We start from the raw sequence: 25319 nt of genomic DNA, 5'->3' as shown, positions 1-25319 counted from the left end.
GTCCATCGGGTAGCGCCGTACTCGAGGCGGCGTGAGCGGCGAGACTCCGAGATTCACAGTTCCAGCACCCCCTCAGCCGTCCAGATAGCGTCCGCTCGGTAGAGGATCACACTCAAACTGATGCCCTCGCCGGCGGACTTGTTATAGCGTTTAGCCGCCAGCACCAGCGCTCCAACAGCCGCGTAGCTGCGCTGAGTGGCCGTGTAGTGCTCAATCTCTTGCCACTCCACCAAAACCAGCCGAGCGGGGGGATCAGATTGCACCTGACGTTTGCCGTCCCGGCGAATGTCTTGCTGTATGCGCTCAGGTGATCCAGTGAGCACCGGCTCTGCCAGTGTTGGCAGATCTATAGGCTGCCCTGACGCATCCATAGGGTCGATAAACTCGAAGGTAACCGTGTTGGTGGCATTCTCCACCGACTCCGGCATGGGTAGGGTTACGGCGCTCCCTGCGGGATTGAGGGGGGTGACGGTGATCGGCGTGTAGCTCATCGAACGAGTTGCACCTCCTTGAGCACGTCTAGCGCTACCTGGCGCATCAGACTGCGTAGCTCGGCCCGCGTCGCTGGATCTTTGAGATCCCCCTGCAGTGTGGCGTTCAGGACGGCCTCGACATTGTAGGTAATGGAAGGGGTCGAGGATTGCAAGCTCGAGCGCTCGGCGGCGGCTTTTTGCGATGCGGGCTCGGGTTTGTTGAAGAGAAAATTGAGCAATAGCAACCCTGCGCCAATGGCTAGCCCTATTGGACCTAGCACGCCGCTGCTGGCAATGGATTGAGCCAGTTGGGTTGCTATGGGCCCCAGGATGGCCTCGAGCATTTTATTGAGGAAGAAGTCCGTGGCTGAGCCCAGGGCTTGCTTTAGGGCCCCCGCCACGTCCCCGGAGAGAATCCCCCGGACCAGGGCTTTGGGGAACGACAGGGCGATGTCGGTTAGCTGGGCTTCGAATTGCTGAAGCTGCTTCTGGGATTCCTCCTCGCGCTTTTGCCGGTCGCGCTCGAACGCGTCCATCCCCTGGTCGCTGCCGTAGCCCTCGCGCTCGAGCTTGCGGTAGTCGGTGGACCCCAAATTAGTCGCATCGCCAAACGCTTGGCCCCTAGCCAGGATGATTTGCCGCAGCGTATCCAGTAGCTCTTTGGCTTTCTCGTTGCCGCGCTCGGCTTCAGCTTCGAGGTCACTAAAGAGCCCGCTGAGGGAATCGTCGGATAGATTGCCCTCGATAGTCACTTGCAGGCCGTCCCGCATTTCCCCTTGTTTGCGTACAAAGCGGTCGAGCGGGGCTTCGGTGCCGCGCAGAGAGTTGGTGAGCTTATCCAGCAAATTGGAGACGATCTCGAGCTGGGCCTGGGCTCGCTCGGCTTCCTGGGGCGAAGAGAACCCCAGGGCCAGCGCGTCTTTGAGATTCCCCTCCAGCACGGCTAGCTGCTCGATAGCGGCCAGGGGGGTACCGGCCGCTGCGGCTAGGGTTTCCAGGGATTTCCTGAACTCGTCCAGCCCGGTTTTAGCGTAGTCGGCGCCGTCGGCCACCTTGCGCCCGGTTTTGACGATCTCGTCGCCGTACTCGGCGCTCTCCCGGATGGCCCGCTCGATTACGGCGGGATCGGCGGTGAGGGTGGCGATGGCCGTCTTGAGCCGGTCGATCTCGTTTTCCGCGTCTATGCCGTACTGCTCGAGTTCCTTGACATACTGCTCCAGCAGTTGCGGCGAGAGCCCCAACAGCTCCTCGGGGGTCATCTCGCTCACCCGCAGTCGGAGCATCACCGCATCGGTCTGTTTCTGCAGCCGCTCGGGGATTTGATAGAACTCATCCAGGGCTCGCTCCCCCGCCCGCTGGGCGGCCGTGCTCAGCCCCTGGCCCCAGGTATCGCCCAGGGAATTGATGAAGCTCGAGGGAAACGCCAGTGCGGCCAGCATTTGGGCGGCGTCAAACTTCAAGCCAGTTTTGAGCAGGTCTTCAAAAGCGCTCTTGAAGTCGGGGTAGCTGCGGCGCACGGCGGCCAGGGTGGCTTGTATTCCGTCGCCGTAGAGGGATTGCAGCCGGGCCAGGGCTTGCTGGGATAGGAACTCTGCGGCTTGGGTGCCGCTTTCCTCGAGGGTTTTCTGCAACTCCTTGCGCCCTGTGCTGATCTGTTTGAGCAGGTCGTCAACGCCCTTTTTTGCCTGCTCCGTGGTGGCCGCTCGCCCCAGGGCCTGCGCTTTCTTCTCCAAGCTCGCTAATGCGCCCGCATACTGGTTGACGTTACGGGTGTCGGAAAAGAGCGTTTTTTGTCGCTCTAGCTCATCGCTGAGGGCTTTTATGCGCGTTTCAAAATTCGATTTGGAAATATCCTCGAGGGTCTTTTTGACATCGGCCAGCCCGCCCAGCACCGCCGATTTGCGCTCGGTGGTGGTGGCGGATTTCTCGAGAGCTTGAAGCTGCCGCCCCAGCTTCTCTAGCTCGGCGCGGTATTGCTCGGCGGAAAGCCGCCCCAGGGAAAAGCGGTCCTGGAGAATCTTTAGCTGGTCCTGCAGCTCGCGGGCTTGCTTGACTACGGCGTCTTCGGATTTCTTGTCTTTGCCGGGGGAGATGTCGGGAATGGCAAGCGGTTTTGGAGACGGTGGGGATTCCTTACGCGGAGGCGGCGTTTTAGCGTTAGCCGCCTGTAATTTCGCTTCAGCTTCCTGAAGTCTGCGACGCTGTTCCTCGAGTAGCTTTAGGTCGCCCTCGAGCGAGCCGGTGACGAAAAAACGTCCCACCGTGATCGGTCCAACCTTTAGCGGCTGTCCCTCCGGGCTGGTGGTCTTCTCGAGCTGCTGCACCGCTTCCCGTAGGAGCCGCACCTGGGAAGCCACCGGGGCGGTGCCATTTCGTACAGATTCGATTTCCCGGCGGTAGTCCCTGGCCGCTTCCGTGGCTTCACGGAATCCGGCGGCAACGTTCCCCACCCAGCGGGCGAACGGCCCTGCCACGTTTTCCAGGAACAGGGCGATGGCGGGTTGCAAATTTTGCCCGATCTCCCGGCGGGTGTTGGCGATTTCCGCTTCAAGCTGCTGGAACTTGCCCAAAGCGGTGTCCTTGAGGGTATTGGCTAACTGCTCGGTGGCTCCGCTGGCACTCTCCAGCCCCTTTCTGAAGTCCCCGATAGCGTTAGCGGATTTGCCCAAGGCTACAGCGGTGTTGAGGGCGAAGGTGTCCATCCCCTGGGCCAATAGCTGAATCCCCCTGGGCCCGGCGGCTACCCGATTGAGATTTTGTAAGACTTCGGCGTAGCTGCGGGTGGTCCCGTCGGCTTTCAAGATGGTGAGCCCCAGCTTTTCGAACGCATCTTTGGCGGTTGCCGGGGGCTGAATCAACGAGTTGATGACCGAACGCAGCCCGGTGGCTGCTTCCGCAGCGGGGATTCCTTTGTCTTTGAGCGCAGCGAAGGTCGCCCCTAGGTCCTCGACCTCGAGCCCCACGCTCTTGGCTGTACCTGCTACGCTAGCGATGGCCGGCACCAGGTCGGCTAGCGACAGCTTCGAATCCTGGGCGGTCTTGCCCAGCACGTCTATAATCCGTCCGGCTTCGTTTATGTTATAGCCCAGCCCGGAGACGATATCCGACACCGCCTTGGCGGAGTCGGTGAGGTCGAGAAATTTCCCGGTGGCGGAGTTGATTTCGGCGGCGGCCAGATTGGTGGATTTGGCCGTCAACTCCATCGCGGTGCTGGCGTCGTATCCGGCTTTGACCAATTCGCCCAGGGTGAGGCTCACGTCGGTTTCGCTAAAGACTTTCGACGCTTCGGCAATCTCTCTGATCTTGGCGGCGGCGGCCCCCAGGTTTTGCTCCCCGGCCAATTTGAGCTGGACCAGCCCTTGCTCGTAGCGGGCGAACTCCTGCACGGATTGTCCGATGAACTGTTTGGTGGCCCCCAGGGCGTTCTGGAAAGCGTTATACAGAGCGTTGCCCAGAAATACGCCTACCGCATCCAGCCCCAGCGAACGCACCAGCTGATCCCCTGGGCCGATGGCTTTTTTGGCTTCGGTGCTGAACGCTTCCCCGAACTCGCGGCCGCCCGCGCCGCCGCCCGATTTGGCTTTGGCTTCAGCTTGGCCCAGCACCCGCTGCAGGGCTTGTAGGAACTCATCCTCGTTAGCGAAGCCCAACCTATAGATGAGGTCTCCCAGGTTTAGCTGCTCGGCCACAGTCCCCCCTATTTGCCGGTGAAGGCCCGCAAAATGCTAATCCACCAGAACTCCCCCAGCCCCTGCTCGAGTTCCCAGCGCATGCTGTGGTCGGCTAGCCCAAGGTCAAACGCTAACGCTTGGCGGGGGTCAGTTAGCCCGAGCATCTGGCTGGGCCGCATCCCGTAGCGCCGCGCCGCTTGATCCAGCAGCTTGGCTGAGTCGCTGACGAAAAAACTCCGCCAGTTGGGCATCCAGCCCGTTCTGGCGGCTCACCTCCACGAGCACTTGCTGGGCTTCGGGGATCGTGAGCATCGCCGGGTCGCAGGGATCCAGGGCGCAGGCTACTACCCACTGCCGGGCGGTGTTCACCAGCCGCTCGAGCAGGGCTTCCTCGGGTTCCTGCCCCCGCGCTTCCTGCACGGCGTACGCCAGCAAGAAGCCGGGGATTTCCTTGAGGGCAAGCACCCACTGGGCCGGGGAAAGCGGCTTGAGCCGCACCACCTGGCCCCCTACACGCACCTCCCCCGGCTGGCCGGAGGTGGAGCCGGGGGCGGGCTCGAGCGCGGCCAGACGGGCTTCCAGTTCGGCCACGCGGGCGCGTAATTCCTCGATTAACTTGGCCTGGCTAGCCACTAGCCCTCCAGGTAAATCGAAACGATCTTGTTCTGGGTGGGATCGTAGAGCCCATCTACCGTGACCGGCACGCTCATGCCGTTTTCGCCGTCGGTGTTGACGGTGATGTTCCCGTTGATGCTCAAGACGGCCCGGTAGAAGATGGCCACCAGCTTGCGGCCGTCAGAGTACTCTTCCTCCAGCTTGATCTTGCGCTCCACCACAGTGGTACGCGAGCCGATGGGGAACTCCACCCGCGCGGTGCGGGTCCAGGTGTAATCCACCTCGAGCGTGGCCTGAGCCGGGATAGCCCCGGTGGAGAGCCGATAGATCACGCTGCGCCCGAACTGGTCGCGGGGAATGAAGATGTAATCGGTCCCGGCCACGTAGGTGGTGGTGCCGCCGACGTTGGTCACTACCGGGGCTACCGAGGTCTTGACCGGATTGGCCAGCACCCCGTTGCCGTTGGCGTCCAACACAACCTGCTCGTTGGTCACCACCACGTCACCCCCGGCCAGGGCGGTGAGGTCGGAGTCCTCGAGTCCGAAGGCCAGGCGCAGGTTGTCCTGAGTGATCTCGTGCAGCACCACCTGGATCTGCGCCGACTGCTGGTTGATGGCCTGCTTCACCACCACCAACGGGGCCCGATCCTGCTTCTGCTTGGTGGTCTGCCCGATGTTGAGGGTAGCGTCAGCCCCCAAGAGCCCCAGGGGGCGCAGACTGGCTTCACTGGCCCCTACCGGGCCCTCGAACATGCGGGCCCCCGCACTGAATCCGATTTTGTTGGTGTCTACCGCCGAACGTCCCATGTGTCCTCCTATGCGATGCGTAAGCGCACCGTAACCAGCACGCTGATGTATTCCTGATCCTGCGTAAGCTCCATTTGCTGGCTCGAGACCCACTGCGCCTGACGCAGCGGGCCCATTTCCCAACGGGCCAGGGAGCAGAAGTTCTCGATCTCCTCAGCGATCTCTGCGGCTTGGAACACGTCTTCAGCCCAGACCAGCAGATTGACCTCCCAGTCCCGCAGGGCTTCGTGCGTCGTGGCTTTGCCGCCCTGGTTGCGGCTGCCCAGCCCCAGCACCACGCCGGGGATGGGATGGGGGCGAAGCCGCACCGAGTCCCCGATGATCCGGGCCCCCGCGTCGAGGGTGGAAGCCCCCAGCACGTGGCCGGTGAGGGCCACCAGGGGCGGGTAACTCTCGAGCGCGGCGTAAAATTGCCGCAACGCGGCGGCTTGAATGCTAGCCACGCTGATACCCCCTGACGAAAGCGGCGGGCGCAATCGACTTTAGCCGTGTAGCCACGGTGTGCCGCAGCACGCTATGGCCCACCTTCCCCGGCGCGAGGTAACGGCTGACCTCGCCCCGAGTGCGCCAGCGCCCAAACACGTTCTTGTTGCCGATCCGGCGGATGCCGCTGGCCCCGCCGGGGCCGCTATCCAGCCGCGATCCCGGCCCGCCTACGTAGAGCCCGGCGACTCGACGAGTTAGCTTCCGACTATTCAATCCGTGCCGTCGCATCCAGACGCCAATGTATGCTGCTGGCACCCAGTGAGGGCGGAACCCTAGTTCAAGGGCCGCGTTTTTGACGTTGCCGGGTAGTCCCCAAACCACCGAACCGTTGGGTAGTTCGGCGTGGGTGATGGAGTTACGACGCTCGCCAGTGTCCACGTGGCGGGTGGCCCGCACCTTGGCTTCGTTGGTGAGTTCTACCGCCACGCTCACCAGCCCCGCCGTGAGCTTGCGGCGCAGCTTGGCGCGAACGCTGGGATCAAGGGCCACGGCGCACCTCCCTCGAGGCCAGCTCGAGCCGCCATTCCGGGCCGCTGTTGGCGTGGCGCAGAATCCGCCACTGGCGGGATTGGCCGCTGGCGAGGTCTTCGGTTACCGCGATGTCGGATGGGGTCAAATCCTCGGCGCTTTGCACGTAGAGCGTGGCGGAGAAAATGCCCTCCAGCGCAGCGGCCCGCTCCCAGGGACGGGTAGGGCTGACGAGCTGAGCGGGCTGCTCGAGCAGCAACGCACCGATCTCATCCACGCGGAATCCTGCGTCGAGGCGCTGCTTGGTGGTGTAAATCCTGGCAAGCACGTTATTCATGCCAGCCCTCCAGCGATGCGGTTGACGTAGGGAGCCAGATAGGTTTCAGCTTCCGGCACGCTGAGCTGGGCGTAGCGCATGGAATAGCTGAGATCACCCCGGCTGGCGGTCGCCATCTGGCTGCGCTGCGCGTCGGAGAGGCCCAGGTAGGCGTTGATCAGCAAGCTGGCCGCTTTGAGCACCCCCTGGGGGATGGCGGCGCTGCCCCGCTGCCCGGCCACCGTCCACACGCCGGGGGCCCAGGCCACCAATCGGCCCTCGGCGTCGGTGGCCTCGAGCCCCAGGGCGGTGAGGGTCCAGGTGATACCGGCGGGCGCGGGCTCGCCGTTGATGGTAGCGACGCTGGTAACATCCGGCGGCAGGGGCAGGACGTAGGATTTAGCGCTCAGATAGACGCGCTGAATGAAAGGCTGGCTCGAGCCCCACACGCGGCGGGTGTAGCCCTCGATGGCTTGCTCGGCATAGGTCAGTGCATCCCCGGCCAGGGGATGCGGGGAAGGATAACCCGCCATCCGGAGCAGGTCATCGGCATAGGGAGCGAGCCAGCCCACGTTACTCCTCGTCGGCGGGTACGGCCTCGAGGGCGTACTCTTCGCTCAAGCGCTCGAGTTCCGCCGCAGGAATGAGCGGCCAGTCGGCACCCGCCGACTTGGTGCGCTCGACCACGACGGTGCCCACCACCACACGGCCGTAGGGCGCGTCGGCCTTGAGCCGCACCGGCACCAGCCCCTCGGGGGCCGGGGTGGTCTTGAGGGTTTCGGCTTTCTCGTTCTTCTTAGCCATGCGTTACCCCCTACTTGGGCAGCACGCCGGAGCGGCGCACGATGGCATCCGGCCACTGGTAGCCCAGGCCCACGAACTCCTGCAGCTGCAGCACGTTGATAAAGTTCTCCCGGCGGTAGGGCTCGATGCGGATGGAAAGCGCGTCCCCGATCACCGGAATATCGCGGTGCACCAGATAGATGGTGGCGGCGTTGCTGCTGCTGCCCTGGGTCTCGTTGGTGGGCAGGTGGGGCACGGAGTAAATCGGGATGCCCCGGTGCACGCCGATGGGCATGGGGCCGGGCTGATTGGCGAAGCGCTGCAGCCAAGCATCCCCTCCAGGGGTCTGCCGAGCGGCCAGGATGTCGCCGTAGTCGTCGCCCAGGGCTACCGGCAGATAGTACGCCAGCCGATTGACGTCGCTGCGATAGCGCACGGGCATGGCCCGCAGCAAGCTGGTGAGAATGTCCTGGGTGAACGCGTCGCCGTTAGCAGAGGAAGCCACCACGGTCACGCCGGTTTTGTAGCGCAGCCCCAGAATCTTGGTGGGGTTGGGAGCTACGCCGTTAGAGAGAAAGAACGCCCGGTCCTCCTCGTACTGGGCCGCGCCGCGCATGGCTGGGAGCAGCACGCTCTGAATGAAGCTGGGCCCCTGGGCGTTGAAAAGGCTGAAGCTATCCGGCACCGTTACCTTGGAGTTAAGTTCAGTGACCTCGATCTCAAAGGTGTCCAGGGTGGGGTCGCTCTCGGTGATGGCGGTGGTGGAGGTGCGCCCCCAAGTGTGGCTGATGCCGCCCCGATCGAAGCGGGGGAAAGTGCGCTTGTTGGTGCCGCCCATCGGCACGCTGGCCCAGTGGTTGCGAGCGATGATGTCGGGCTCGGGGCGCACCACGAACTGCCGGGCCAGCTCGTTGTAAACGACCGTGCCGTTGGCCTCGACGCTGATGGCGCGGGTGTCAATCCCGTTGCGGCGCAGGATGTTGTCGATTTCCTGCCGCTCGGTGGGCGTGGGAGAGCGCCGCTGAAGCTGGGGGATCACCGAGCGGGCCAGCACTTCAGAGAGAATCTCGTCGGTAGTCTGACGGCGCGAACGTACCGAAACGCCCCCGTCGGTCACCACCGCCAGGGGGGGCTCGGGCAAGCGGGATAGAGCTTCGGTGACGGCCTGAGCGGCGGCGCGAGCAGCGCGTTCCTCGAGGGTGGGCTCACGCTCGGCGCTTTCCAAACGCTCCCGAAGCTCAGGGTTGCCCTCGAGTTCCTGCCGCGCCTGGGCCTCGGCCTGGGTCGGCGGGGTGCCCTCGGCCTCGAGTTGGGCGGTGCGGGCCTGAAGCCAGCGCTCGAGGGCCGGGGGCTGCTGCTCCCGAGCCGCGCGCTCGGTGGGGGTTTCTGCCACACCGGCGGCCCGCTCAGCGGGGGTGCGAAAGTCGAGGTTGATGTTGAGGTCAACCTGCTGGCTGCGCTCCTGGTTAGGAGCTTGGGATTGGGCCTGTTCTGCTTCCATGTTTTCCTCCGTAGTACGCATACCGATGCCTAGGGCCGTGTGCCGTTGTAGGTGGGCTCGAGCGCGGCGGGCCACCTCCTCGCGAGATAGGGTCGCGGTGGCGGGCACCTCGAAGCGCCCGGCCTCGAGATCCGAGAGGGCCCGCTCGAGCAGGCCCTCGTCCACCGCGTGGGTGCGGGCGTCATGGTGGGGGAACCACATCAGCCGCGCCGCGTCTGTTAGGCTGCGGGCTTCGAAGACCGCCGGGTCCACCACCGCAAACTGCCAGGGGGCCAGGATGTCGGCCCGAATCTCGAGCACCTCCGCCCCCGGCACCGCCGGAAGGTCGGTGAGGGTCAGCCCGGCCAGCTCCGGCTCGGAGGCCAGCCGGTAGTAAACCTCGCTCTCTTTGCCCCCTACCGCTTGGGTGCGGGATTCGAGGGGCACGAACTCTAGGCTGGCCCCGGTGATCCGGCCCGCGTCTACCAGGGCTTGGGTTTCCGGGTCCAGCACCTCGACCTCCACCTCGAGCTGGGGGGCGAAGTCTACCCGCCGGGCCAGCCCTACGAAGGGCTTTCCCCGGATGCCCCGTAGCTCCGGCAGGTTGTGCTGCAAGGAGATGGTGCGGTGCTGCAAGAACGCCGGCAGCCAGTCGCGCATCAGCGCTTCGACGGTGATGGTGGTACCGTACTCATCCACCACCGTGTCGTTGCTGGCCCGCACCAGCACTACGCCCTGGCGTAGCTGCCGCAGTTGCAGCGGGATGCGGTGGGTGGGGTTGTGGGAACGAATGAGCAAAGAAAAATCCCCCTCGAGGTGCCCGGTGGGCCTTCCCCTAGGGGGATGTATGAGTTAACTATAGCACATTCAATCTTCGTATGTGGCGAGTTCTTCGGGGGTGAGGGGGTCGGCCCTAACTTCGGAGGCACGAACCCACTCGCCAGGGATGAGGCCGCTAATGGCCTCGGCCTCGGCCTCGGAAAAGCCCAGTCGCACCAGGTATTGGTAATGCTCCTGGGGCGCAGCGACTTTCCATTCCTCGAAGCTCTCCGACATGGCGGTCTTGGGTTAAGGCGCTTACAGGCGCTCGAGTTCAGGCCCCCGTTCAACCTGAACGTACTGGCTATACCACTCACGGGGCGAATGCACCAGCAGGGGCTCGAGCTCGTCCCCCTCGTCCCCCACCGCCTCCAGGAATTGAGGCCACAACCGGTCGAACGCCGCCCGGTCCCACCAGCCCGCAGCACGAAGCTCCTCTACCTCAAGGTAAAGCTTTTTGAGCCGCTCGAAGTCGGCCTTTTGGGGGCGTGGGCGGTTATGGGCAAGGGTCATGGTAAACCCAACTCCTCTCGAACCTTTCTGATCATAGCATAGCCGACAGGGTCATGCTTTTGGAGCAGGTCACGTTCGTAGGTATATGCCGCGAAACACTCCGCGAAATACTCCTTGGTGCCCACCGAGGCGCGGAACGTGAGCGGTGTGCCCAGTTTGGCAGCTTCTATAACAGCGCCTTCAAGTGGGGTGGCGAAGATTTTTCGGCTGAACACGTGGTGTGCTAGTTCATGGATCAAGCTGCGCTGGATGGCCTCTAAGAGGGTAGGGGCCAAAGCGGATACGGTGGGAGTTGCCCCCAATTTGAACGGCTGAGCGAAGGTCCGTTCGCTCCTGCGTGCATTGACCCATAACTCCTGCGTCTGCTCGTCATACTCCCCGTTAATTTGGCGGCCCCCTACTACCTGGGCCCTTACCACATCCAACCGAGCCAGAGGGTGTTCCCGCAAAAACCCTTCCAATCCTGCGGTGTTGATGGCACGGAATACCTGTTTGGTCTTACTACGCGACAACACGCTGCTGGAGGCGAGAACGTGCACGCCAATTTGAATTTGCTCTCGCTCCACGCCCTTCATCGTACCCTCGAGCACCACCCCCACCACCGTACACCGGCAGTTCACCACTTCCCCCGCCGGAGCCCCCAGGCTGCGGTCACCGGGGTACCGCAGCCTCGAGCCCGCCGGGGTGACGAAGGGCTCACCGATGGGCACGGTCACCCCGTCCATGCGGCGGTGGTCAAACCTCGACGAACCGTGAGCCGCACGCACCCGGTTATCCCGCGCGGTGAGCCAGCGCAGGTGGGTATAGCCCTGGGCCAGCAGCGCTTCGTACTGGGCGCGGTTGGCCCCGGAGTTGTAGAGCGTCCGGACCAGGCGCTCGGCGGAATAGAACTCCGCTCCGTATTCCCGCTGCACAGCCTGGATGATCTGGGCGGTGGTTTTGTTCTCCCCCCGCAGCTCGGCTAACCGCCGGGCCAGGGTAGCCGGGTCGGTGAGGGTGCGCCAGTAGCTCGAGAGGTCGGATTGGAGCAGGGCTTTGAACTCTTTCTCCAGCGTTGCCGTGCGCGGGTCGTTGGGGAGGAAGCCGTATTGCAGGGCGATCTTCCGCCCCAGATCGAGCAGGTCAGGGGCCAGGTCGGTAGCGTCCGGTTGGGGAATTTGCACCGCTGCTTGCCGGATGAGCTGCTCGAGCAGCACCGCCTCGGGGGGCGGGGTGCGAATGGAAATCAAGCGCTCGAGGTCGGGGCGTATCCGGCGCAACACCAAGCGCAGCCAGCGTAGCCGCCAAGCGGCCACTCGTTCCCAGAGCGGCTTGGCGTACTCAGCCACCGCCGCTTCCACCTCAGCCAGATGGCGGCGGCTGGTGCGGGGGCTATTCCGGGCTGCCATCGTCGGGGCCGGGTGGGGGAGTTAGTCCTCCTACCGGAACTAGCCCGGCAGGCACCAGCACCTCATCGTCCCCCCGCGGCTCGTAGCCGATCAGCTCACGGGCTTCGTCACCGGTCAGGATGGGGCGCCCAGCGGCTTTGATGACCGCCTCGATGCGCTGCTGCAGGATGTCCACATCACGGAACTCAGCCACCAGCCGGTAGTCGGTGATGCCCAGCCCAGAGGGCGGGGGAGTGCGCAGCACCCGATTGAACATCGCCAGCAGGGGGGCCGCGAAGGGCTCGAGCACCTGCCGGTCAAAGTTGTCGGATTGCTGCTCGGCGGTGGCCCGATAGCCGCCCTCGGGAAGCCCCAGGTTGATCAGACTCACGTGGCGCACCGCCATGATCTCATCGCGGGCGTTGCTGGCGGTGGTCCCGAAGGTGGGGTCTTCGATCTTCTGGTCCATCGGGGTGACCTTCACCAGGATGCCCCCCGGATAGGAGAGCACCAGATTCCGCCCGGCCATCTCCCCGGCGTTGGCTGAGAGGTAGTTGACGATGAGGGCCCGCACCTGATCCACCTGCTCCTGCGCCGGTTGGGGGCCGCTCCAGCTTGGGTCCTGGGTGACCTCGACCAGCCAGCGGGGGGCGGCGTGAGAGCGGAAGAAGCCCCGCAGGTAGGCCCGGTGGGCGTTGTCCACTTCGACGCTTTGCCGGGCCTCGATCCAGGGCGGCAGCCCGTAGACGTTGCTCACGCTGTTGGGTAGCCGTTGGTGGAGGAACTCGCGCTCGGGGGCCCAGGCTTTACGAGTCCCGAACGGCACGAACCACTGCTGGCCCCAGTAGGGATCGAGCTGGTAGAGCATCGGCCTGCGGATGCCCTCCTCGCGGCGGAGCACGTAACTCACGAATTGCGGAAGCAGCACCACCAGACGTACAGGGGCGCGACCGGCCCGGTCGCGCACCACCTCCACAAAAGCGTTGCCCGTCTGATCCAGATGCAGCGCCAGAGTACGCGCTAGCTCGGGCAGGCTGTACAGACTGAGCCCGTCCTGCCCCAGGTCCTCGCGCTCCAGCCAGGCCATGCCCTGGTCGTACTGCCGCTCGTCGTGGGGGGTCTGCCCCGGCCCCCGCCCCAGCCGGGTCCCGTCGGGGCGGCGAGGAATGGGCTCGAGGTCGTAGCGGGCTGAGGCCAGGGCGTCCCCTAGTAGCCGCCCGATGGCCCCCAGCCAGGGGCTCCCGTACCAGACGTCGATCAGGGTAGCGGGGTCCAGCGGCCAGGGAATGGGGCTGGCCTCGAAAGCGGTGAGGCTGGCTAGGCTCTCCTCGATGCGGGGGTTGGTGGCCGCGTCGGGGGATAGGCGCAGCTCGAGGGGGGGCGGTTCGGCCCACCCGACACTCTGACCGGTCACGTCAAAACGTTCTAGGCTCATCCGGCTTGCTCTCCTTTCACCTGCCAATCACTCGCCAGGCTCAGCCCGTCCCACAGCGCGGCCAGGGCATCCACTTGATCGTCGTGCTCATCGTCCAGGCCGGTGAATGCGGCTAGCTCGCTCAAGAATTGCTCGAGCCAGGGGGCGCTCCTGGGCACCCGGATGCGCCCCTCGTTCCAGGCGGCGATGGCCGCCTGGGCGCGGGTGAACTTGTCCCCCGCCCGGCTTGCGTCGCGCAACACGATGGGCAGGCGGTGATCGCGGCGGAACAGGTCCACCGCGCCCCGCTCCACTCCGTGAGCGTAGATGTACATGGGGCTGGGGTCCATACTGGCCCTGCGGGCGAACACCGGAGCCTCCACCTGGGCCCGCCAGCAGTCCTCGAGGTAGAGCACGCCCTCGCGCTCGAGGTAGCGCCCGGTGAGGATCACGCTGTAATCGCTGTGGGTGCGGGTGGAATACGCCAGGTCGAACCCGCGCCCACGGCGATAGCCGTCTACCGGCAGTTGGTCGTAATAGGTGGGCTCGCGGAACAGAGTGCCTCCCCGCGGCCTGGGCTGGCCCAGGTAGAGCGCATGCCAGTCGTACTCACCGATCTGGCGGCGCTGGGCCTCGAGCCACTGCAGGGGGCGACGCTGAGGCCACAGGGGCTCTCCCGCCTCGTTGATGGCCGGCAGGTTGACCCACTGCCAGCCCTCGGCGATCAGTCGCCCGGCCAGGTCGTCGGGGTGCCAGCGAGTAGCCACCACCACCACCGACGCTCCGGGGTGTACGCGGGTCAGGGCGGTAGAGGTGAACCAGGCCCAGGTGCGCTCGCGGTGGGTGGAGGATTCCGCCTCCTGGCGGTTTTTCACATAGTCGTCTACAATCAGCACCCCATCCACGGCGTAGCCGGTGAGCGGCCCGCCGATGCCGGTGGCCACCACTCCTCCCCCCTGGGCGGTGCGCCAGCGGTCGAGGGATTCGCTTTCGAGGGCTAACCCGGCTTCCCTGGCTAATAGCGCGGCTTGATACATCTGGTCGCGGGCGAACTGGGAAGCGTAGGTCACGTACGCATGACGGCGTGTAGGGTCGTGCAGCAGTCGCCAGATGAGCGAGTGCAGCACCACCGTGGATTTACCGTGCTGCGGGGGCGTGCTAATCACGGCCCGCACCGGCTCCCGCTCAGCCCGCTCGAGGGCCGTCACCACCGGCTCGAGGTGGCGGGGGGCCTCGAGGTGGGGGCTGACGCGGGGAATGAACTCCAGGAGTCCCTCAGCGTCAGGCCTGGGCGTGGATGGGAGGCTGCGAGGGAGCCACCGCTCCAGCTTCCGCACGCTGCGCTCTATCCGCTCCAGCGAGTCGAGCACCGATCACCTCCTTGGTCATGGACACCTCGGACAGAATTTTCAGCGCCCCCGCCACCGCATGGATCGCGTTGGGGTCGCCAGGGTCAGCCTCCCGGGCGGCGCGCTGGAGGAAGCGGATGGCCTCGCGGATAGCGGGGGCCAGCTCATTGGCCCACTCGCGCTCGAGGGCAGACTTTTTAGTAACAACAAATTGTAACAATTTAGGATCGTTTTGCATCCGCTTACGGTAGCGGTGTAGCGTCATCAACGATATTCCGTAGCGCTGCAATACTGTTGCCTCATCCGTGAACGCTGTCTCAGCCAGCACCGTGGCAGCGCGCTCGTAGTTAAACACCCTAGCCATTGCTTTCCTCCGCGCAGTACCGCACCCGCACCCCACCCCTACGCCAAGCTTCCCCCCACTCTTCCTGAAGAGCGCTGGAAGGGCGCACAATCCGCGTAACGCTCAAGCTGCTAATCTGCCCCCGGCGCTGGAAGAGCAGCCCCGACAGGGCGATCAGCACCGGCTCAGCCGCCGCCGTGATGCGCGGGATGCGGTGCTCGGCCAGATCGTTGGCCGTCGGTCGGTCCATCTCCAGGGGATAGTACAGGTCGAGTTGCAGCTCGAGAAAACCCTCGGGGATCAGCGGCGAGCGCTCGATCTGATCCAGCACGGCCCGGCTAGCGTGCATGCGCCAGCGCTCGAACTCAGGGGTGCCGAGCTTGGATTGAGGTCTACCGGGGATGAGCAAGACGCCCTCGGGGATGGCAGTTCCTCCTGCCGTTTCCCCTAAAGCGGGGTGTATGGATTCAGTATAGCGCAATCAATCCCCCCTCATAGTCGCCCCCGCCGCTCCCCAGGGGCTAGCTACTCCCATCCTTTGTCGCTTTCAGGGATCGGACCTGATAGCATTTGGCGGTACCTCGCGGCTAGGCCGCAGAAGGGTCAGATATTGCCATTCGCTTTGCTAAATCTTCGTAGGCAGCCCCTTGGCGCTCGAGCATCTGCCAGATTCGCCAAGCCAACCGAGCCCCATATCGCATCTCGTCGTCAGTTCGAGCTCCGTCCGGATCTTTCAAGTTACTCAAATACTCCCGGTACATCTCCAGATAATCAGGGAGCGCTTCGACAGGATCTTGCTCAAGGCTGGTGGAATCGTGCCGGGGGCCGTGGGTCTGAAGGGCGCAGCGGATGTCCAACAACAACGTGTAGAGCATTTTGTAGCCAGCGTCCCAAGGTTCTACCTGGCCGGGCAGTTCGTGAATGGCCCGCTCGATCTCGGCCAGATCGTGCAGGCGCGAGTTGGTGTTTGCGACCCCTTGAATGGGCATAGGTTCCTCCTTTTCTAGACCGATGAGCATTTCTATCCAGCTAGAGGCAGTGTTTGGGTAGGGAGTTTCCTGAATCAGCGACTCCACCAGGTAAATTTGCCAGCCCAGATCTTCCCGGGCTGCCTGATTTTCTTGATGGATGGCCCCGCGTTCCGTCCAGGGGGTTTTAATCAGCTCGCGCCAATGCCGATACCGTTCTAACCAGCCACGCAAAAGCGCGTAGCGCTTTTTCTGAGGATTGGCCCGCAGTTCTTTGAGCAAATGTATCGGAGGGCGGAGGCCGTGGCTTTCCAAACCATTCAAACAGTCCTGGCATAGCGTTCCAACCATTCGGCGCAATGGCGGTTCTGGTTGCAACTGGCGGCATTGTTCAGCGAGGGAGGAGCCCCAGAACCGGGCAATGCGGAGGAGGGGGGTGGGTTCAGTCATAAAGGTTCCCCTGTCCCACAGTGGGAGCGTAGTGGCCCCGCTAGTGGCCCCGCCTTTACCTCGTTCTGATCGATAAAAACTCTAAACGGGGCCACTGGGGCCACCAAAATAACCAACTTACAGAACAAAAATTCGGCAAAAATTTTTGCCCCCCGTACTAACAAAGTACTTAAGTACTTAATAGATGGGGGGGCTTCTACCTCCCGTTTCACGCGTATAGGGGTGATATAAAGAGTGGCCCCAGTGGGAACACTATGTGTTTTATTTGTCCTACACACAGAATTCCCCGGGGCCACTAGCGGGGCCACTACGGGGCCACGTGGCCCCGATTTAAGCTCCATTCTCATTCTCTTCGCCATAAACCATAGGAACAGCTACCCAGCGGTATTGTTCGCCCTTGTAGCGAGTTTTCACCTTATAGCGCCGTTTCCCCTCTACCTGCTCCACCTCAATCCACCCAGCTCGAGCCCACTCCGGCAGATGCACTTCCAACCCCCCATACCGCCGCATGACCCGCTCCACCTCCTGTCCGTTAGGGTTGATAAACCAAACCCCTCCCTTGTAAAACGCCTGTAGCTCCTCCCGTACCCGGATCTCATCGGTCGGCTGGTCGCCAGCTCCGGCATAACTGCGCAGAAAGTCGCGCAGCGCCTCCATCGCCCGCCCTGCCAGGCTGCCGTGCCGCTCGCGTAGCTCCACCAGGCTGCGGGCCAGGTAGGCCACAGCCGCTTCATCCTGGCTCTCCCCCTCCCACCCTCCAAGCACTTGAAGGATTTGTACCCCTAGCCCCACCAACCCGCACAGGTCGGTCATATCTGCCGGGGCGCCGGTCTCCAGGGCCAATCGGCCTAAGACATCGATTACCTCCCGCACGTTGAGGTCGGCGTACAACTCGAGCAGCGGGGTGCGGGCTTGCCCCCAATGCTGAGCCGCTTCGCGCAGGATTCGGGAACGTTCGGCCCCCTCCGGTCCTTTGCCCACGCCAAGAGGGTAGTCATCGAGCTCCACCATCCGGTTCACCGCCCCTGAACCCAATGTCTCCCGCAATGCGCTCACCTCGCCAGTGAGCAAGGCCACCCCTCGCCACCGCCGGGCCGGGCGCTCGCTGCCATCGCGCTTAAGCCGGGCTTTTTCGGCGCCTCCAGAAAGCAAGTGCACCAGTTCCCCTACTTTGCGGTCGTCATAGCGTTGTAAGTCGTCTAAACCTAGCGGCAGATCCTGGCGGGCCATCATTCGACCCATCAATCCGTTCACCGTGGCGTCTTCGAGGTAAAGCGTTTCGTTGTACTCCGGGCTCCCCCAGATGCTCAGCGCGAAGTACACCGCCGTGGTCTTCCCCGAATGGCTGGTGGTGGATAACGCCAAGATGGGGTTCTTGACCAGCCGTGCGGCCCGCACCAAAGGCGCTGTCGCACTGAGGGCTGCTGCGATAAGGGCCGGGGTCACCCCCCAGCTTAGAAGGGCTCTCAGGCCCTCCAGCCACCCTTCTAGATTGCCCCTTGGTCGCCAAGGCTCGGGATCCACCTCCAGCACTTCCACCTCGCCGCCGGGCAGGATGAACGTTTTCCCCTGCCAACCCAGGTGCGAGGTGACTCGCCGGTGGGGTAGCGCCCAGCGGTTGTGGGAGAGGTACATCTGTAAAAAGCGCGACAGCTGGGCAGCGTTGGGTTCGTCCACTGGCAACCCCTGGGCGGCCAAACGTAACAGCCCTTGCCGGGTCATGGCCTCCCCCATCGGTACCAGCCTCTCTACCACCGTGCCATCCAGGTCGGGCCAGAATAGCCGCAGGTGCTTTTCGCCGGTGGCCAGATCGGTGTACACCTCGCGCACCCCAATGGGGCGGGGGGCCAGTAGCTCTATGTCCTCCACGATCCCCCAACGGGTGCTGCGCACTTCGACCTTTACCAGCCGCCCCGCCTCGTCCAGGCGGTACTCGGGAGGGAGGGATAGGCTCTCGCCAGGGACGGCGCCTTCCAGGGCCTCGCTTTCGGAGGCGGAAAGCACCCCCAAGCTCACTCGGCCTTTCCCCTCCAGGCCAGGCACCATTTTGCGCAAACTGGAAAACCCCAGAATCGACAGCCCCTGCTGATATCGGCGGTAGCTGTTGGCCACCGCGCTGCGGCGGTTGGCGGGCTCCTCATCCCCTGCCTCGCGGCAAATCCGCTCTACCAAATCCAGCGCCACCTTCTCCGGCACCCCGTGGGAGGCGCACCATCCGCCAAAGGCCATGGCCTTCTGGTTACGCTCACCGACATGCCAGTGCTCCACCAATAAGCGTAAATCGTGCTCGGAGGGTTCCCAGGGGGAGAGCCCGGCTCGCATGGCCCGCTCCAGCGACGGGGGAAGCGCCGGAGGATCCTCGACCTGCAGAATTGCCTCCAGCCGTTCTCGCGGGAGGCGCTCGTCACCCAGGTACAGTAGCTCGACCGGCAGCGGTCGCTGGGGGTTTTTACTGTGGCATGTGCCGGGAACCCGCAGGATTCTGGCGCGGTCGTAGGCGGACTCCTCGGGGTTATAGGAGCGAAACAGCTTGATCAAGCTTTTGTTGAGCCCCTCCAGCCACTTCCCCTCCTGGGAAGTGGTGAGCCCCCAGTACACATGTAGCCCCTGCCCGCTATACACGGCGGCCAGCGGGGGTAGCCCCAGCTCTCGAGCTTCGGGTTCCAGGTCCGCCCAAAGCTGCTCCGCGCTCCGGCGAAGGATCTCGGGGGGTGCCTGTTTCACGCTCTTCTTGTCCCAATCGGGAAGGTAAAGGCTCCCTGCTAAATCCAGCTCGAGCCAAGCAACACTGCCTTGCCGTACGTGGGCGGCGTTGCCCTTACGGGTATCGCGCAAGAGAACCCCGAAGTAGATCTCTTCACGAGGAAACTCATAAAGCCCATCAAAATTCTCGGGCGGGGGCCACTCCTGCCAACTCTGCTTTTTAGAAGGCAAAGCGCGAAACTCCAAAAACCCGCGCTCCTCCGGAAGCCTGAGGTGCTGGAAAAAGGCGTAGGTGGTAGGAGGAGTTAAAATCCCGGTCATAGCAGCCTCTCCAGTGCTTCGACCCCGTCTATGACGTGCACCTCGCACCCTTCCTGGCGCAAACGTTCATGGAGCGCTTCTTGCTCGGGGCGTGGTCTCTGGCCGGGCCTTTTGACCTCGAGCCACAAGCTGCGCCCCTTCCGCACGGCGTAGAGGTCAGGAATCCCCTTAGTCTGAAATACCGTCCCCCCTCGCCGGGCGTTACCTTTGATCTCCAACACTACCCAGCCCGTAGCCCGTAAGTACCTCACAATCCCTTGCTGGATTTCCGCCTCGCTCATGGCCTCAGCCAGACGACGGCGGAAGCTGTGGATATCCATGGCCCCGGGCATCAACGAACCCCCACCGGCTGGGAGGCGTAACGCTGGAACCGCGCGAGCAAGCTGCTCGGCTCGGAGGGCATAGGCTTGGTGGCGTTGGCCCACCAGGTCTTGGTTCCCATTTGAGTGAGGATCGCGAGCTGTTCCTCAGCTCGCGAGATCGCCGTATACCACCAGCGCCGGGAGTCAAAACCAACTGCCCCCGGCTGCAAGATAAACACCTCCTTCCACCCTGACCCCTGGGCCTTGTGAGTGGTGATGCAATAGCCCAACTCGAGAAGATCTGGAGCCAGTTCCAACGGAACTTCTACACTTCGCCCTTCAATTTCTACAATTACCGAAACCGGTTCGTAGGTTTCGCGGTCGAGCCTAACATCCCGGACAATCCCGGTCTGACCGTTCATCACCTCCAGGGAGTAAATGTTTGCCCGCACCACGATTTTGTCCCCCGTCTTCACCGCGATCGGGGCTCGTTCTTCCCTGGGGAGGGCGCGGGGCCAGTACTCGAAAGCTTTCCCCCCGTGGGGGTTGAATATTTTTTGCAACTCCAGGTTGATCCGCTCGCGGTCAGCGTTTCTGTACGTGATGGCCTGCCAGTCCAGCAAAGGGGGTAGCCGACCCGGGTCGAGCAAGGCTTCACACCAGTAGTTGAACTCGTAGGCAGAAAGATTGGTGGCGCAGATCGAGGCGTGCAAAGGTGGGGGCTGGAGGGCTCGAGTTCGTACTGCTTCGGCCAGCTCAAAAATTTCCCGCTGGTTTTCCTGGCGATAGTTTTGGGTCAAAGTTACGGTGTGAACCCCAGCGTCGATAAAGTCTTTGAAGGGGAACCCGGCGTCTATTGGTGGCAACTGAGCCACATCGCCGACTAGCACCAACGTTGCCGAGGGCTCTAGCCGCGCCACTACCTGGGCCAGCAGCCAATTGGGCACCATGCTGGCTTCGTCGATGATTACAACGGACTCCGTAAAGCGTTCCCTGCGGAATCCCTCCCCGGGTTTGTAATCCAATCCGCGATGCAGTGTGCTGACTTCGGCAAAATCCTCACAACCACGCTCGGCGAGCGCCTGCCTGACCCGCTGGGCGGCCTTTCCCGTAAACGCCATGATTCTTGCTGCCCCGGCCCCTAACCGCCTCACTGCCTCAGCGATCACCGTGGTTTTACCGGTTCCTGCCCCGCCCGTGACGCAAAGAGCGGGGACAAATCCGGGGCAGGACATCTTTAATACCGCATCTACCTGAGCCTCGTTTAGATAAGTAGGAATGCCGTTAGGCATGATAAAAGGGTTAGTGGTTGGCCGCGTTGCCTTTCCCAAAAAGCGGGCCAAACTTTGTTCGGCCCTGAGCTCGGGCTCCAGCCAAACGTACTGTGCAAACTCCGGGGAATCTTGCAAATCAGGTTCTAGGAGGATGTCACAAAAAGCTCCCCATAGCTCGTGCCGACGATCAAAAAGTCCGATCTCCATTCGTCTGGCCTGGTAGAGGTCGAGGGGCATCCGCCCCCCGGCTTGCCGCAAAACCCAGTCGTTGCCGTAGCCGTGTCGGATGGGGTCATCAGGGGAAATCCCAAAATGCGCCTGGGCGATGCGGTCAGCCCGACGAAAACCGATGCCCTCTACTTCCATCAGCCGATAAGGATTTTCAGACAAGGCCGCCAAGGCTTCGGCTTCACTCCCAAAGTGGTTGGCGATCCGCTCGGCCAAACCGGGCCCCACCCCAGTGAGTTTGGTGAGTTTGCTATGGTCCATAGTCGTCCCTTCGAGCGTCAAGAAGCCCCTACCCAAAATCCTGGGTAGGGGCTTGCGGGATTCCTAAACAGGGCGCTTCTTCTTGCCGCTCTCACCACTGGAAATCGGCAATACGTTTTCGAGCTTGCTGTATTCGATCTCTTCGCCGCTGCTGTCACGCTTGGGTTTGCCGTCTTTGTCTTTTTTCTTTTGCGTGGAGAACACCAAAAGCACCTTGCTATCGGAGCTGATCAGTTCCTTGCCGTGGACCTTGATGCTCCTGACCTGGAGCGGGCGCACCTCGTCTTTTTTGGCAAACAAGTTAGGCATCTTATCTCGGGATAGCACGTCCTCCCAGGTGTCGAAGCCCGGCCCCAGATCGATCTCCACAGCTCCAGCGTCCTCTTCGGTGAGTGGGCGGCCAAAAAGGGCCCCTACATGCTTCCAAAAGCCGGCCTTTTCGTTGAACTGGAACGCCCGAGGGAAACGCATCGGCTGAGTCTGGTAGATATCTCCTTCAGCATCCTTGTAGGTGAAGCGGAAATGGGGATAAGGCTGATCCCGACTACCGTCGGGCTTGAAGGGCTCATACAGCCCAGCCTCGATCTTCTCCAAGGTGAACTCGAGCGGGGTGTTGGGGGGGAAGACCACGCTTTCAGTGCCAAAATCGTTTTGTTGCGGTTTTCCCATCACAAACGGCATACACACACTCCTTTTGCCCCCTTGGGGCTACACATTGCCAGCGGCATTCGCCGCGATTGGCCGATCAGAATCAAGCCGCGCCAGCCGCAACACCTGCCGCTCGGTCCAGGTCTGGCAGGTGTTGGTCTCTCGAGGATTTTTGGCCGGGGTGGTGGCGGGGCGATCCCAGCGGAACTGCCCCGCGCCATATACCGCGCGGAAACGGCGGAAATCGCGGAGGTCGTCGGGCATCACGGCAGCCTCCGATCCATCCAATCCAGGCCCCAGGGGACGCCGAAGGCCAGCCCCCAGGCGATAAGGGCCAGGAAGAAGGCCGCGAAGAAAGCAGGCCAGTCGAAGCGCTTACGCATAGAACTCCCCCGTGCGGTAGGCTTCCCGAAGCGGGCGCTTTACCCGCACGTGCTCGATGCCGTCTGAGCGCTCGAGGGCCTCAATCTCGTTGATGAGCCGCTTAGCGTCCTGCCAGCCCTGATAGGGCCGGGCGGCGTACTCTGGGGCCTCGGCGTCGTCCTCGAGGTTATTGACCAAAAACAAGGCGTATTGCTCATTGCCGCCATGAGCCCGATGTAGGGCAATCCGTAGGGCCTTCTCGAGCCTTTCTTTCATACCTCCACCTCCCTCAGCCGACCGTCGCACTCGGCATCGCAGCGGAGGCCATACGCTGCGACCCACTCGGGGTTATGGATCGCACCGCAACGCTCGCATTCAAATAGCGATCCGGCCATGCGCAGGGCGGTGCGCAGGTTGCGCCGCAGGGACCGGGCCTCGAACAGGGCCTCGTCAACCCAGCCCCATTCGAGGCTGTCCGGGGCCAACCGCGAGCGCTCCTCGCGCAGCCGGGCTACGTGATCCTCGACCTGCTGCAGCATCCACTCCAGCCGCGCCTTGTCTGCCTGTGCTATACTGTCCTTGAGCATTTGATCCTCCTTTCCCCCCCCGGAGCCGCCGGGGGGATTGCCTTATCGGGGGGCTGTCGCCTCCCGTTCAGCCCCAACGAATTCCGCAATGGCATTGACTGGTACGAGCCAGCGGCTACCGTTGCGGACAGCCCGGATATGCCCCGAGCGAATCTGCTCGTAGATTTGCCTGCGGCCCATGCGCAAAATGGCTGCTACCTCATCCGGGGTGTAGGTCACACGGCGGCCAAAGCCGAGGGATTCGGCTACTTGCCAGATGAGGGTGGGGTCAGTCATCGGGGGGCCTCCTGTTTGGATTCTATCAACAGTGCTGCTGATAGCTCTGAGCTAGGAATATCCAGTGCCAACGCTATTTTCTTCAGTGTAGCCAAGCTAGGGGTACTGATTCCTGTTTCTATGCTCGCCACTAAAGATCGAGAAATCCCGGCCATCTGCGCTACTTCTTCTTGCGTTAGATCGCGCATACGACGGGCCTTTCTGATCAGTTTGCCTAAGTTGCTGGTCATCTATCAGCCATACTGACACAAAGCTTACGATCAGTCAACACCCCTGACAGGCTGTCAGCTAGACTAACAATCAAAGGGGGAGGTATGGTTTTGGTAGAGGATCAAGCGGCAGATGCTATTCGTCGGCGCATACGCGATTTAGGTTTATCGCAGCCTAAAGTTTCCCGTATGGCAGGGAAAAGCGCATCGTGGTTGGCTACTCAGGTATTGCCCAATCCTGAAAGCTCTTTGCGTTATTTGTGGGCTAAGGAGCCCATTACTTTAGAACGCCTTCTTCGCGCTCTCCAATGGACCCCCGAGCAATTCACTCGAGAAACCGGTCTCGAGCTTCCCGGCTTCTCCCGTCCCCCCGACGCCCTCCCCGTCCGCCGCTACCGCATCCCTATAGTAGATGCCGGAGCGGGCCTCCCAATGTGGAACGAGGGAGGGGAGTTTGTCACCCTCGACCTCCCCGAGCTGCGGGGTAAACCGGAGTCTGAGCTATTTGCCGTTCGGGTGCGCGGCGACAGCATGAGCCCCACTTACCTCAATGGCGACGTGGTGGTGTGCTGGACCGAGGGGCAACCCGAGGCGGGCCGGGTGGTGGCAGTGCACCAGCACGGGGATGGGATCATCCTCAAGCGGTTGCAGTACGCTGGGAATCAGCCCATGCTGTACTCGGATAATCCCGCCTACGCGCCCGTCATGATGGGAGAGTATGACCGCATTTATGGCGTGGTACTGGGTATGTGGAGACCGGCACGGTAGGAAAGAGTAAATGACCTGACGATAGGCGAACATTGGTGTAAGTTCAAAGAAATATGAAGAACCTTTATATAACAGCTGTGTTAGTGGGAGGAATCTATGAATGCCCCTAAAAAGGTGGCTGAGCGTGTTAGTGCGGCCCTCAAGCGGTTTATACCCGTCCTTAATTCTGCCTATACCCGGGATGTGAACGAGTCAGATACGGTTATGATCGTATCCGACATTCTCCAAGAGCTATTTGGGTTTGACAAGTATTCAGAGATCACTTCTGAACTGGCCATCCGAGGCACATACTGTGACCTGGCGATTCGTACAGATGGAGCGATCCAGATGCTTATCGAGGTCAAAGCTATTGGCCTCGAGCTCAAAGACCAGCACGTCAAGCAAGCCGTGGATTATGCGGCCAATCAAGGCGTTGAGTGGGTTGCGTTAACCAATGGGCGAATTTGGCGAATCTATCGCGTGATCTTTGCCAAGCCAATCACCCAAGAGCTAGTGTTCGAAGTCAATTTGCTTGAGTTCAATCCTCGCCTGGCCAGTCATGTAGACACCTTGTACTTGCTTACTCGAGAAGGCTTGAGCAAGTCCGCCCTCCCTCAGTATTACGCCCAGCAGCAACTTGCCAACCGCTTCTTCATGGCAGCTCTGCTACAGACTCCGCCGGTTCTTGAAGTTATCCGTAAAGAGATCCGTCACTTCAATCCAGATATAAAGCTAAGTCTTGATGAAATTCAGCGGGTCCTGGTGAACGAGGTCATCAAGCGAGAAGCGCTCGAGGGTGAGCGTGCAGCCGAAGCTGCTAAAACGCTCAAAAAGCTTGAAGCTAGGCGCAAACGCACTAAAGCAAAACCGAAAGCGGCTGAAACGCCCACAGACAACAACCTTGGAGAAGGAGAATTTAAACCCACGAACTGACTTATGCCCTCCCATCCCACCCCCCGCCGCAACCCTTTGGCTTCAGTTAACCAGAGCTGTACTTAGGCGAAAGCTCGAGTGAGGATTGAAACGCTGAATGGTAAATGACCCTAAGTTGGGCGAACATTGATGTAAATTCAAAATAG

General features: G+C 62.3%; 30 protein-coding genes. 2 read left to right on the top strand and 28 right to left on the bottom strand.

Features of this window, described 5'->3' with window-relative positions; translation table 11 throughout:
- Positions 1-53 precede the first annotated feature (53 nt).
- From DNA98_RS00920 to DNA98_RS18450, 28 genes are all read right to left on the bottom strand, one after another.
- The gene (locus DNA98_RS00920; protein WP_110524677.1) at positions 54-491 is read right to left on the bottom strand and encodes a hypothetical protein; all 438 of its coding nucleotides are present in this window, start codon (positions 489-491) and stop codon (positions 54-56) included.
- Positions 488-4162, bottom strand: coding sequence for a phage tail tape measure protein (locus tag DNA98_RS00915; protein ID WP_158531583.1), 3675 nt, complete (start codon positions 4160-4162; stop codon positions 488-490). The genes DNA98_RS00920 and DNA98_RS00915 overlap by 4 nt, the downstream gene beginning before the upstream one ends.
- A gap of 8 nt (positions 4163-4170) precedes the next feature.
- On the bottom strand, positions 4171-4308 hold the full coding sequence (locus DNA98_RS17720) for a hypothetical protein (protein ID WP_158531582.1): 138 nt from the start codon (positions 4306-4308) through the stop codon (positions 4171-4173).
- Positions 4292-4777, bottom strand: coding sequence for a hypothetical protein (locus tag DNA98_RS00910; RefSeq protein WP_110524674.1), 486 nt, complete (start codon positions 4775-4777; stop codon positions 4292-4294). The genes DNA98_RS17720 and DNA98_RS00910 overlap by 17 nt, the downstream gene beginning before the upstream one ends.
- Entirely contained in the window at positions 4777-5565 is a 789-nt protein-coding gene (locus tag DNA98_RS00905) for a hypothetical protein (RefSeq protein WP_110524671.1), read from the bottom strand. The genes DNA98_RS00910 and DNA98_RS00905 overlap by 1 nt, the downstream gene beginning before the upstream one ends.
- An 8-nt stretch (positions 5566-5573) precedes the next feature.
- Positions 5574-6008, bottom strand: a complete 435-nt coding sequence (locus DNA98_RS00900; RefSeq protein ID WP_129865528.1) for a hypothetical protein — start codon at positions 6006-6008, stop codon at positions 5574-5576.
- Positions 6001-6540 (bottom strand): hypothetical protein, encoded by a 540-nt coding sequence (locus tag DNA98_RS00895; RefSeq protein WP_110524667.1) that lies wholly within the window; start codon positions 6538-6540, stop codon positions 6001-6003. Before DNA98_RS00895 ends, DNA98_RS00900 begins: the two co-directional genes overlap by 8 nt.
- On the bottom strand, positions 6530-6856 hold the full coding sequence (locus DNA98_RS00890; protein WP_110524665.1) for a hypothetical protein: 327 nt from the start codon (positions 6854-6856) through the stop codon (positions 6530-6532). The genes DNA98_RS00895 and DNA98_RS00890 overlap by 11 nt, the downstream gene beginning before the upstream one ends.
- Positions 6853-7407, bottom strand: a complete 555-nt coding sequence (locus tag DNA98_RS00885) for a hypothetical protein (protein WP_110524662.1) — start codon at positions 7405-7407, stop codon at positions 6853-6855. The genes DNA98_RS00890 and DNA98_RS00885 overlap by 4 nt, the downstream gene beginning before the upstream one ends.
- A gap of 1 nt (position 7408) precedes the next feature.
- On the bottom strand, positions 7409-7639 hold the full coding sequence (locus tag DNA98_RS00880) for a hypothetical protein (RefSeq protein WP_110524660.1): 231 nt from the start codon (positions 7637-7639) through the stop codon (positions 7409-7411).
- Positions 7640-7649: 10 nt separating this feature from the next.
- Entirely contained in the window at positions 7650-9896 is a 2247-nt protein-coding gene (locus DNA98_RS00875) for a phage major capsid protein (RefSeq protein WP_110524658.1), read from the bottom strand.
- A 69-nt stretch (positions 9897-9965) separates the two neighbouring features.
- Positions 9966-10154, bottom strand: coding sequence for a hypothetical protein (locus DNA98_RS00870; protein WP_110524656.1), 189 nt, complete (start codon positions 10152-10154; stop codon positions 9966-9968).
- Between the two features lie 21 nt (positions 10155-10175).
- Positions 10176-10430, bottom strand: a complete 255-nt coding sequence (locus DNA98_RS00865) for a hypothetical protein (RefSeq protein ID WP_110524654.1) — start codon at positions 10428-10430, stop codon at positions 10176-10178.
- A complete protein-coding gene (locus DNA98_RS00860) occupies positions 10427-11818 on the bottom strand; it encodes a hypothetical protein (RefSeq protein WP_110524652.1) in 1392 nt (463 codons plus the stop codon). The genes DNA98_RS00865 and DNA98_RS00860 overlap by 4 nt, the downstream gene beginning before the upstream one ends.
- Entirely contained in the window at positions 11802-13232 is a 1431-nt protein-coding gene (locus DNA98_RS00855; protein ID WP_129865533.1) for a phage portal protein, read from the bottom strand. Before DNA98_RS00855 ends, DNA98_RS00860 begins: the two co-directional genes overlap by 17 nt.
- Entirely contained in the window at positions 13229-14581 is a 1353-nt protein-coding gene (gene terL, locus DNA98_RS00850) for a phage terminase large subunit (protein WP_110524648.1), read from the bottom strand. Before terL ends, DNA98_RS00855 begins: the two co-directional genes overlap by 4 nt.
- Positions 14493-14924, bottom strand: coding sequence for a hypothetical protein (locus DNA98_RS00845; RefSeq protein ID WP_174719984.1), 432 nt, complete (start codon positions 14922-14924; stop codon positions 14493-14495). The genes terL and DNA98_RS00845 overlap by 89 nt, the downstream gene beginning before the upstream one ends.
- Positions 14917-15384 carry a hypothetical protein gene (locus tag DNA98_RS00840; protein WP_129865534.1) on the bottom strand — a complete coding sequence of 156 codons (468 nt, stop codon included), beginning with the start codon at positions 15382-15384 and terminating at the stop codon, positions 14917-14919. Before DNA98_RS00840 ends, DNA98_RS00845 begins: the two co-directional genes overlap by 8 nt.
- 106 nt (positions 15385-15490) lie before the next feature.
- Positions 15491-16321 carry a hypothetical protein gene (locus tag DNA98_RS00835; RefSeq protein ID WP_146237968.1) on the bottom strand — a complete coding sequence of 277 codons (831 nt, stop codon included), beginning with the start codon at positions 16319-16321 and terminating at the stop codon, positions 15491-15493.
- Positions 16322-16651: 330 nt separating this feature from the next.
- Entirely contained in the window at positions 16652-19345 is a 2694-nt protein-coding gene (locus tag DNA98_RS00830; protein WP_110524642.1) for a DUF927 domain-containing protein, read from the bottom strand.
- Positions 19342-19677 (bottom strand): VRR-NUC domain-containing protein, encoded by a 336-nt coding sequence (locus DNA98_RS00825; RefSeq protein WP_110524640.1) that lies wholly within the window; start codon positions 19675-19677, stop codon positions 19342-19344. The genes DNA98_RS00830 and DNA98_RS00825 overlap by 4 nt, the downstream gene beginning before the upstream one ends.
- On the bottom strand, positions 19677-21410 hold the full coding sequence (locus tag DNA98_RS00820; protein WP_129865537.1) for an AAA family ATPase: 1734 nt from the start codon (positions 21408-21410) through the stop codon (positions 19677-19679). The genes DNA98_RS00825 and DNA98_RS00820 overlap by 1 nt, the downstream gene beginning before the upstream one ends.
- Positions 21411-21473: 63 nt before the next feature.
- Positions 21474-22004, bottom strand: coding sequence for a hypothetical protein (locus DNA98_RS00815; protein WP_129865538.1), 531 nt, complete (start codon positions 22002-22004; stop codon positions 21474-21476).
- Between the two features lie 114 nt (positions 22005-22118).
- Positions 22119-22322, bottom strand: a complete 204-nt coding sequence (locus DNA98_RS00810) for a hypothetical protein (protein ID WP_110524634.1) — start codon at positions 22320-22322, stop codon at positions 22119-22121.
- A gap of 111 nt (positions 22323-22433) precedes the next feature.
- Positions 22434-22697, bottom strand: a complete 264-nt coding sequence (locus DNA98_RS00805) for an SAM-dependent methyltransferase (protein ID WP_110524632.1) — start codon at positions 22695-22697, stop codon at positions 22434-22436.
- Entirely contained in the window at positions 22694-23008 is a 315-nt protein-coding gene (locus DNA98_RS00800) for a hypothetical protein (protein ID WP_110524630.1), read from the bottom strand. The genes DNA98_RS00805 and DNA98_RS00800 overlap by 4 nt, the downstream gene beginning before the upstream one ends.
- 42 nt (positions 23009-23050) lie before the next feature.
- Positions 23051-23284, bottom strand: a complete 234-nt coding sequence (locus DNA98_RS00795) for a helix-turn-helix domain-containing protein (protein ID WP_110524628.1) — start codon at positions 23282-23284, stop codon at positions 23051-23053.
- Complete coding sequence (locus DNA98_RS18450) at positions 23281-23514, bottom strand: helix-turn-helix transcriptional regulator (RefSeq protein WP_110524626.1); 234 nt, start codon at positions 23512-23514, stop codon at positions 23281-23283. Before DNA98_RS18450 ends, DNA98_RS00795 begins: the two co-directional genes overlap by 4 nt.
- A gap of 228 nt (positions 23515-23742) precedes the next feature.
- Here DNA98_RS18450 and DNA98_RS00785 point away from each other — a divergent pair, with 228 nt between their 5' ends.
- Both DNA98_RS00785 and DNA98_RS00780 read left to right on the top strand, forming a co-directional pair.
- Positions 23743-24261: a S24 family peptidase gene (locus tag DNA98_RS00785; protein WP_233492986.1), complete on the top strand. Its 519-nt coding sequence runs from the start codon at positions 23743-23745 to the stop codon at positions 24259-24261.
- Between the two features lie 96 nt (positions 24262-24357).
- Entirely contained in the window at positions 24358-25173 is an 816-nt protein-coding gene (locus tag DNA98_RS00780; protein ID WP_110524623.1) for a type I restriction enzyme HsdR N-terminal domain-containing protein, read from the top strand.
- Positions 25174-25319: the final 146 nt, after the last annotated feature.

It is taken from the genome of Meiothermus sp. Pnk-1, from assembly GCF_003226535.1.
Classification (GTDB): domain Bacteria; phylum Deinococcota; class Deinococci; order Deinococcales; family Thermaceae; genus Allomeiothermus.
The sequence above is the reverse complement of the archived record's forward strand: the minus strand, read 5'-3'. Positions and strand labels throughout refer to the sequence as shown.

What these genes read in the sequence shown, in the direction of transcription:
- DNA98_RS00920 (WP_110524677.1), bottom strand. Translation starts at nt 491, where the DNA reads ATGAGCTACACGCCGATCACCGTCACCCCCCTCAATCCCGCAGGGAGC.
- DNA98_RS17720 (WP_158531582.1), bottom strand. Translation starts at nt 4,308, where the DNA reads ATGCTCGGGCTAACTGACCCCCGCCAAGCGTTAGCGTTTGACCTTGGG.
- DNA98_RS00905 (WP_110524671.1), bottom strand. Translation starts at nt 5,565, where the DNA reads ATGGGACGTTCGGCGGTAGACACCAACAAAATCGGATTCAGTGCGGGG.
- DNA98_RS00890 (WP_110524665.1), bottom strand. Translation starts at nt 6,856, where the DNA reads ATGAATAACGTGCTTGCCAGGATTTACACCACCAAGCAGCGCCTCGAC.
- DNA98_RS00880 (WP_110524660.1), bottom strand. Translation starts at nt 7,639, where the DNA reads ATGGCTAAGAAGAACGAGAAAGCCGAAACCCTCAAGACCACCCCGGCC.
- DNA98_RS00870 (WP_110524656.1), bottom strand. Translation starts at nt 10,154, where the DNA reads ATGTCGGAGAGCTTCGAGGAATGGAAAGTCGCTGCGCCCCAGGAGCAT.
- DNA98_RS00865 (WP_110524654.1), bottom strand. Translation starts at nt 10,430, where the DNA reads ATGACCCTTGCCCATAACCGCCCACGCCCCCAAAAGGCCGACTTCGAG.
- DNA98_RS00860 (WP_110524652.1), bottom strand. Translation starts at nt 11,818, where the DNA reads ATGGCAGCCCGGAATAGCCCCCGCACCAGCCGCCGCCATCTGGCTGAG.
- DNA98_RS00855 (WP_129865533.1), bottom strand. Translation starts at nt 13,232, where the DNA reads ATGAGCCTAGAACGTTTTGACGTGACCGGTCAGAGTGTCGGGTGGGCC.
- DNA98_RS00845 (WP_174719984.1), bottom strand. Translation starts at nt 14,924, where the DNA reads ATGGCTAGGGTGTTTAACTACGAGCGCGCTGCCACGGTGCTGGCTGAG.
- DNA98_RS00835 (WP_146237968.1), bottom strand. Translation starts at nt 16,321, where the DNA reads ATGACTGAACCCACCCCCCTCCTCCGCATTGCCCGGTTCTGGGGCTCC.
- DNA98_RS00830 (WP_110524642.1), bottom strand. Translation starts at nt 19,345, where the DNA reads ATGACCGGGATTTTAACTCCTCCTACCACCTACGCCTTTTTCCAGCAC.
- DNA98_RS00825 (WP_110524640.1), bottom strand. Translation starts at nt 19,677, where the DNA reads ATGCCCGGGGCCATGGATATCCACAGCTTCCGCCGTCGTCTGGCTGAG.
- DNA98_RS00820 (WP_129865537.1), bottom strand. Translation starts at nt 21,410, where the DNA reads ATGGACCATAGCAAACTCACCAAACTCACTGGGGTGGGGCCCGGTTTG.
- DNA98_RS00810 (WP_110524634.1), bottom strand. Translation starts at nt 22,322, where the DNA reads ATGCCCGACGACCTCCGCGATTTCCGCCGTTTCCGCGCGGTATATGGC.
- DNA98_RS00805 (WP_110524632.1), bottom strand. Translation starts at nt 22,697, where the DNA reads ATGAAAGAAAGGCTCGAGAAGGCCCTACGGATTGCCCTACATCGGGCT.
- DNA98_RS00800 (WP_110524630.1), bottom strand. Translation starts at nt 23,008, where the DNA reads ATGCTCAAGGACAGTATAGCACAGGCAGACAAGGCGCGGCTGGAGTGG.
- DNA98_RS00795 (WP_110524628.1), bottom strand. Translation starts at nt 23,284, where the DNA reads ATGACTGACCCCACCCTCATCTGGCAAGTAGCCGAATCCCTCGGCTTT.
- DNA98_RS18450 (WP_110524626.1), bottom strand. Translation starts at nt 23,514, where the DNA reads ATGACCAGCAACTTAGGCAAACTGATCAGAAAGGCCCGTCGTATGCGC.
- DNA98_RS00780 (WP_110524623.1), top strand. Translation starts at nt 24,358, where the DNA reads ATGAATGCCCCTAAAAAGGTGGCTGAGCGTGTTAGTGCGGCCCTCAAG.